A 7,308-nucleotide genomic window follows, 5' to 3' on the forward strand; every position below is an offset into this window, starting at 1 on the left:
GCGGACCCTCCGCCCGTTGTCACAGCGGACTCTCCGCGAAACCCGGCGCGTAGGGGCGCGCAGCCGCGATCAGATCCGTCCAGGCACCGGTGACCTGGAGGAATCCGACAATCACAAGAAGGATGCCGCCGAAGAGGGTGAGCATCCGCGCGCGCCTGCGCACCGCCGCCAGCGCACCGGCAACCCGCCGGAACGCCAGGCCCACGATCAGGAACGGCACGCCCAGCCCCAGGCAGTAGACGGCGGAGAGAAACGCCCCCCGGCCGGCGGTCGCGCTCTGCACGGCCAGCCCGAGCACCGCCGTCAGCGTGGGCCCGAGGCAGGGCGTCCAGCCGATCCCGAACAGGACGCCAAGCAGCGGTGCGCCGACCAGGCCGGACGTCGGCAGGCGGTGGATGCGCCACTCCCGGTTGGCCAGGGGAACCCGCGCGAACGCACCGGCGAACGCCAGCCCCATGACGATCGTCACCGCGCCGAGGATCCGGCTGACGCCGACCTGGTGCAGGGTCAACCATCGCCCCAACCCGCCGAACGCGGCACCATAACTGACGAAGACCCCGGTGAAGCCGGCGACGAAAAGGCCGGTTCCGAGGGTGACGCGGCCCACCCGTCGACGCCCGGCCCGCAACCGGGCCCAGGCCTGGGTCGGGCTGCGGGTGGCGGTCGGAGTTGCGGCTGCGGCTGGGGCTGCGGCTGGGATCAGGACTCCAGGAGCACCGATGGCGAGGTCCTCACCCGACAGCCCTGTGACGAATGACAGATATCCAGGCACCAGCGGCAGCACACACGGTGACAGGAACGACAGCAGTCCGGCCGCCGCAGCGACCGGCGCGGCAAGCAGCACGGGTCCGTCGGTGACGAACGACGCGACGCTCACGCAGGTGCCTCCCGCGTCCCTGCGGTGTCGTTCATGGCGGTGTCGTTCATGTCTGGGCCGCCAGCCTGGTGAGGACGGGCATCAGCTCGTCGGCGAGGACGCCGCCGGTGAACCGGGCCGCGAGTTGACCCTTACCGTCAAGCACGAAGGTGGACGGCAGGCCGGGCGGCACCGGCCAGCGCGCGGCGAGCGTGCCGATCCGGTCGACGATGCTGGGATAGGTCACACCGTTGTCCCGGATGAACGCCTTCGCCGCCGAGAGGTTGTCCTTCTCGTTCACTCCCACGAAGGCCACCTGCGGGTTGTCCGCGGCCATCGTGACCAGGCCGGGCGTTTCGGCGCGGCAGGGCGCGCACCACGAGGCCCAGAAGTTCACGACGACGATCCTCCCGCGGAAGCCCGCGAGGTCCAGGTCTGGACCGGCCACGGTCGGACCGGCGAGGTTCGGCGCCGGCACCCGCTTGTCGATCGGGACGAAGTCGGAGTTGGGCGCCTGCTGGACGAAGCCGAACCCGCCACCGGCGGCTTGATCCACACTGTCGGTCCCGCTGGAACAGCCTGTCACCACAGAGACCAACACACACAGCACGCTGATGACAACGAGCGACAGACCCTTAGACGGACCATGCCATGGAAGCTGCCCGACCTGGGCAATCGACATCCTGGATGCGCCGGCCCCCACTCCTGCCGCGCTCCGTCGCTCGTCCACACCCGCTCCCCTCATGTGCAGCAGATCTCCGCTGACATCGCCATCCATGACCTCACCGCTCTTGATCTACCGGCGCCGACCACGGACACGTCTACGACCAACTGTAGAACTCGACCCCAGGGTAGGTTGCAGGTGCCGCGGATGCCCAGCACCCACAGCTATCTGAGACCCGCAGCTATCCGACATCCCACGGCCACCCGACATCCACGGCCACCCGACATCCACGGCCCGTCGCCGCCGGCGACCCTCACGCGCCGGCGGAGCCGGCCCGGTGCACAGTCGGGCCGTTCGGCTCGGCATAGTCGACCCGCACCAACCGATCGCCGGCGTATACCGCCGACGTCACGCTGGCGAGCGCGCACTGGCGACGGTCCGGGCGGTGCCAGAGCCTGTTGCCCTCGAGCGCCCGGCGAGTCGTCCACACCGGTAGCTGATGGCTGACCAGGACCACCTCCCGGCCGCAGTAGGTGTCACGCCACTCGGCGACGGCGGCCAGCATCCGCCCGGCGATCTCGGCGTAGGGCTCCCCCCAGGATGGCTCGAACGGATTGATCAGAAGTTTCCACATCCTCGGATACCGGACAAGCGCGGGCCCGGCCTCGAACGGCTTGCCTTCGAAGACGTTGCGGCTTTCAATGAGGCGGGGATCTACCTCAACGGTGACACCGCGGCACTGCGCGATCGGCTCGGCGGTCTGTCGCGCCCGCTCCAGCGGGCTCGCCACAACCGCGGCGATGTCATGATCAACAAGGAACTCCGCCGTGACCTTGGCCTGGCGCGCGCCGGCCTCCGACAACACGAACCCCGGCAGCCGGCCATACAGAATCTTCTCGGGGTTGAAGACCTCACCATGGCGGACAAGGTGGATGGTCGTCAGCGGTGTGTCACCGCCCGTCCGCGTCATGGGCGCATCCCTCCAGCACTTGTTGCCGGCACCGGCTCGGGAACGCCGGCCGCGGCCCGCGCCGCCGCAGGCGCGGCACCGGCGATCCGTTCCACCGCCTCGTCGTCATGCGCCGCCGAGACGAACCACGCCTCATACGCGGAAGGCGGCAGGTATACCCCCGCGTCCAGCATCGCATGGAAGAACGCCGCGTACCGGGCACTGGACTGGGTCCGCGCCCCGGCGTAGTCGACGACGGACGGCACGTCGGTGAAGAACACGCTGAACAGGGAGCCGGCGCTACTGGGCAGGTGCGGTACGCCCTGCTCGGTCAGGGCCGTCGACACGATCCCGGCGACGTCGCCGGCGCGCGCGTCCACCGTCGCGTACACATCCGGGCCGCACGCTCGAAGCGTGGCGAGACCGGCGGCAACGGCAAGCGGATTACCCGACAGCGTCCCGGCCTGGTAGACCGGCCCGGCCGGGGCAAGCTGCGTCATCACCTCAGCCCGGCCACCGAAGGCCGCCGCTGGCAGCCCACCGCCCATGACCTTGCCGAAGGTGAACAGATCCGGCGCCCATCCCTCGATTGCGCCCTCGACCCCCCACCAGCCGGCCGGGCCGATCCGAAAGCCGGTCATCACCTCGTCCAGAATGAACAACGCCCCGTGGCTGTCGCAGAGCCGACGCAACCCGGCGTTGAAGCCCGGCAGCGGCGGGACAACCCCCATGTTCGCCGCTGCGGCCTCGGTGATGACAGCGGCGATCTCGCCGGGATACTCGGCGAACGCCGTCTCGACCGAACCCAGGTCGTTGTAGGGCACCACGATCGTGTCCGCGGCGGTGGCGCTGGTGACACCCGGAGTGTCCGGTAGGCCAAGGGTGGCCACGCCCGATCCGGCGGCGGCAAGCAGCGCGTCGACATGACCATGGTAGCAGCCGGCAAATTTTATGATCTTCGAACGCCGGGTGAAACCCCGCGCAAGCCGCAACGCGCTCATGGTGGCCTCGGTCCCGGAGTTGACCAGCCGGACCTGCTCGACCGGTGCCACCCTGGACACGATCTCTTCGGCCAGGTCGACCTCGCCCGGGCTCGGCGTGCCGAAGCTCGTGCCCCGCGACGCCGCCACCGCAAGGGCCTCGACGACCGCCGGGTGGGCGTGACCCAGGATCATCGGACCCCAGGAGCAGATCAGGTCGACGTACCGGCGACCGTCCGCGTCGGTGAGGTACGCACCATCCCCGGACACCATGAAGCGCGGTGTGCCGCCCACCGCTCGAAACGCCCGAACCGGCGAGTTGACCCCACCAGGGATGACTCGCTGTGCGCGACGGAACAACTCCTGAGAGGCCGGAGCCTCGGATCCGACTGGCATGCCACCGATCCTCGCAGGTCCACACCGCACTCCGCCGGTGCGCCCACGCCGTTACCATCTGCGACCGCGCGGGAGGAGCCGCCGGTGGGCGGGGGCTGACCCAGCCGCCCACCGGCGACAGTTCGGTGCGCGGACCACCAACCGCCCGGAGGACCAGAGGGCGAGCAACGATCGTCAGATCGCGCGCCCGGAGGCCGTCGTCCCCGGAGGCCGTCGCCCCCAGAGCACCGGCGGTTGGAAGCCGGCGCGGGTGCGCCGCCGAGCCCACCCGCGCCGGATGTGTCACGACGCACTTGTGAGCATGCCGCAGCCAGCCGCTCGGCGCTCGGCGTAGGGCGTCACGCGACCGGTGTGTCCGGTTGTTGCCACACCAGGCGGCACCTGCGTTCGCGGCTTCGGCCTCTTCGAGCGGGTGCGCCTCTGGAGCTTTTCGAGAGTCGGCCGTCTGGTCCAGCGAACACGCCGTAGTGCGACCCGGCGGCCGTCAGCTGCGGCCGACGGTGGCCGCTGACCACTGAAAGTAGCCGTCCGATTGACAGTTGACGTCCACTTCCCGGATACTCGTAGCCGAGTACTCGGAGTCGGGATGGTGAGAGCATGGCCCGTCAACGGACAGCAAACATGTTGGCACTGGCCGTACTTGCACTGCTCAACGAACGACCTATGCATCCGTACGAGATGTCAACTACGATGCGTGAGCGGCACAAGGAACACAGCATCAAGCTGACCTACGGCTCGCTCTACACCGTGGTGGACTCGCTGGTCCGTGGCGGGTACATCGCGGCCCGGGAGACCGTTCGCGAAGGCCGACGGCCCGAACGGACCATCTACGAGATCACCGCATCCGGCCGCACCGAGCTCTACGACTGGATGTCCGAGCTTGTCAGCACACCCGCCAAGGAGTACCAGCGCTTCGAGGCGGCGCTGTCCTTGCTTCCTGTGCTCACACCCGACGACGCCGTCCGACTGCTCACCGAGCGCCGCAGCCGGCTCATGCTCCAGATCGAGCACACCCACGCGGGTGAGGCCTTCGCTGTCCGCGAAGGGCTACCCCGGCTGTTCACGTTGGAGACCGAGTACGTCAACGCGCTGGCCGAGGCCGAGCTCCGCTACGTGGACGAACTCATCCGGGCGATCTCCGGACGGACCCTGGACGGCATCCATATCTGGGATGCGATCCACACCCGCGAGACCGACCCGGAAAGGATCCGCGACATCGTGGTCCGCGCACTGCAGGCCGGTGGCCACACGGGAGTCGCGGCCGACTCCGTCCTGAACACGACTGAACGGGCGATCGCCGCGCAGGTCAGCCCGGCCACTCCCGAAACGGACGGCTCCGCGCAGTCGTCCCAGTTGTGAACCGCCACGTTCGTCACCCGCCAGCCCACAGGTTCAGGAACGTCAGGGGGACCGATGACCTCAGATCTGGCTCCGGCGCAGGCCGCGGCGCCGTCCGGCAGCTCCACGGCAACGCTGGCCTCGCCAGCCGACCCGGTCGAGCCTACGATCACGGCAACCGACCTGGTCAAGACCTACCGGGGTGGTGTCCGGGCGCTGAGTGGCCTGAGCTTCAGCGTCGCCCCCGGCACAGTGTTCGGTCTGCTGGGACCCAACGGTGCCGGCAAGTCCACCACAGTGAAGATCCTCACCACGCTGTCACGTCCTGACTCCGGTGCGGCCACGGTCGCCGGGCTCGACGTCCTCGCCCATCCCGGCCAGGTGCGGCAGGCGATCGGGGTTGTCACGCAGCGTTCCGGTATCGATCTGGAAGCGACCGGGCGGGAGAACATCGCGCTCGCGGCTCATCTGCACGGGCTTCCCCGCGCCGGGCTGACCACCCGGGTCACCAGCCTGCTCCAACGGTTCGACCTGACCCAGGCCGCCGATCGGCCGGCACGCACCTACTCCGGCGGGATGCTCCGAAAACTCGACGTTGCCGTCGGCCTGGTCCACCGGCCCAGCGTGCTGTTCCTCGACGAACCGACCACCGGGCTCGATCCGCACGCGCGCGCACAGATGTGGGACGAGATCGGTTCACTCGCGGCGGACGGGCTGACGATCCTGCTCACCACCCACTACCTGGAGGAGGCCGACCGGCTTGCATCCAAGGTCGCCATCATCGACGACGGCCGCATCCTCGTCGAAGGCAGCCCGGACGAACTCAAGAGCGAGCTGCGTGGTGACGCCGTCCACCTGGAGCTCGCGACCGTTGCCGACACCGCTCTCGCGGACCGGGTCACCACGGCTCTGAACGAGGTCCCCGGGGTCAGCGAAACCACGGTGGACGGCCGGGAGGTCCACAGCCGGGTGGCCGACGGCGCGTCGTCGCTGCCAGCCGTTTTCGCCGCCCTCGATCGGGTGGAGGTCACGGTCATCGCCGCGACGATCGCCCGACCGTCGCTGGACGACGTCTACCTGCGCCATGTCGGTCGCCGCTTCGTGGCCACCGGCGAGCCTGCTCCGCGCGCGCACAATGCTGCTCCGCGCGCGCACAATGCTGCTCCGCGCGCGGACAATGCTGCTCCGCGCGCGGACAATGCTGCTCCGCGCGCGGACGATGCCAGGGGAAACGACGTCCTTCTCCCGGGCGTCCAGGAAAAGAAGGAAGTGGCGTGATGTCAGGCAGCGCGGCCACCGGCGCCGGTACCAGCACGGCTATCGCGGACAGCACCACCCGGCCCGGCCTGTCGGCGGACATTCCGGTACCCCGGCCGGGATCGGTGCCGGCATCGGCGACTGAGTACGCGGCCTCCGCAGGCCGCCAGCTGCGCTGGTTGACCGTACGGCACCTGCGCGCCATGCTGCGCCAGCCGGCATACCTGGCGATCACGATCGTGCAGGCCGTGGTCTGGCTGCCCCTGTTCGGCTCACTGTTCCGTCGGGTCGTCGATGTCCCCGGCTTCGGCGGCGGGTCCTACTTCGATTTCCTGACCCCGGGCGTCGTGGTGATGAGCGCCCTGTTCTCGGCTGGCTGGTCCGGGATGAGGGTCATCATCGACATCGATCGCGGCGTGATGGATCGGATGCTCACGTCCCCGGTCCGGAAGTCGGCACTGATCAGTAGCGCGCTCGTCTACCAGACGGTCGTCACCGCCATCCAGTCGATCATCATCATGCTGCTCGGCTGGGCCGTCGGGACCCACTACCGCAACGGACTGGTCGGCCCGGCCGTCCTGCTCAGCGCCACGTCGCTCGTCGCGGTCACGGTCGCGGCCTTCTCACACGCGCTGGCCCTGATCGTGCGCAAGGAGGACGCCCTGATCGCGGCGGTGAACTTCGCCATCCTGCCGTTGACGTTCATGTCATCAGCCATCATGGCCCGCAACCTCATGCCCGGCTGGATGCAGGTCATCGCGCGGGTCAACCCGGTGGACTGGGCGGTCAGCGCCGCCCGCGAGGCCGGCTCGACCGACCCGGACTGGCTGACGGTCAGCATCTATCTGTGCTGCCTCACCGCGCTGGC

General features: G+C 69.3%; 7 protein-coding genes. 3 read left to right on the plus strand and 4 right to left on the minus strand.

What is annotated here, in order from left to right:
• Positions 1–19: 19 nt before the first annotated feature.
• The 4 genes from U9980_RS08850 to hemL form a co-directional block, all read right to left on the minus strand.
• A complete protein-coding gene (locus tag U9980_RS08850) occupies positions 20–877 on the minus strand; it encodes a cytochrome c biogenesis CcdA family protein (RefSeq protein WP_322767481.1) in 858 nt (285 codons plus the stop codon).
• 46 nt (positions 878–923) lie between these two features.
• Positions 924–1,412: a TlpA family protein disulfide reductase gene (locus U9980_RS08855; protein WP_416210201.1), complete on the minus strand. Its 489-nt coding sequence runs from the start codon at positions 1,410–1,412 to the stop codon at positions 924–926.
• A 421-nt stretch (positions 1,413–1,833) separates the two neighbouring features.
• Positions 1,834–2,490, minus strand: coding sequence for a histidine phosphatase family protein (locus tag U9980_RS08860; protein WP_322748507.1), 657 nt, complete (start codon positions 2,488–2,490; stop codon positions 1,834–1,836).
• Entirely contained in the window at positions 2,487–3,845 is a 1,359-nt protein-coding gene (hemL, locus tag U9980_RS08865) for a glutamate-1-semialdehyde 2,1-aminomutase (protein ID WP_322767482.1), read from the minus strand. Before hemL ends, U9980_RS08860 begins: the two co-directional genes overlap by 4 nt.
• Positions 3,846–4,466: 621 nt before the next feature.
• Here hemL and U9980_RS08870 point away from each other — a divergent pair.
• The 3 genes from U9980_RS08870 to U9980_RS08880 all read left to right on the plus strand — a co-directional run.
• Positions 4,467–5,204, plus strand: coding sequence for a PadR family transcriptional regulator (locus U9980_RS08870; protein WP_322767483.1), 738 nt, complete (start codon positions 4,467–4,469; stop codon positions 5,202–5,204).
• Positions 5,205–5,258: 54 nt separating this feature from the next.
• Positions 5,259–6,461: an ATP-binding cassette domain-containing protein gene (locus tag U9980_RS08875; protein WP_322767484.1), complete on the plus strand. Its 1,203-nt coding sequence runs from the start codon at positions 5,259–5,261 to the stop codon at positions 6,459–6,461.
• A partial coding sequence (locus tag U9980_RS08880; protein ID WP_322767485.1) for an ABC transporter permease occupies positions 6,461–7,308 on the plus strand: 848 nt, incomplete at its 3' end. The genes U9980_RS08875 and U9980_RS08880, both read left to right, overlap by 1 nt.

It is taken from the genome of Protofrankia sp. Cr1, assembly GCF_963555865.1.
Classification (GTDB): Bacteria; Actinomycetota; Actinomycetes; order Frankiales; family Frankiaceae; genus Protofrankia.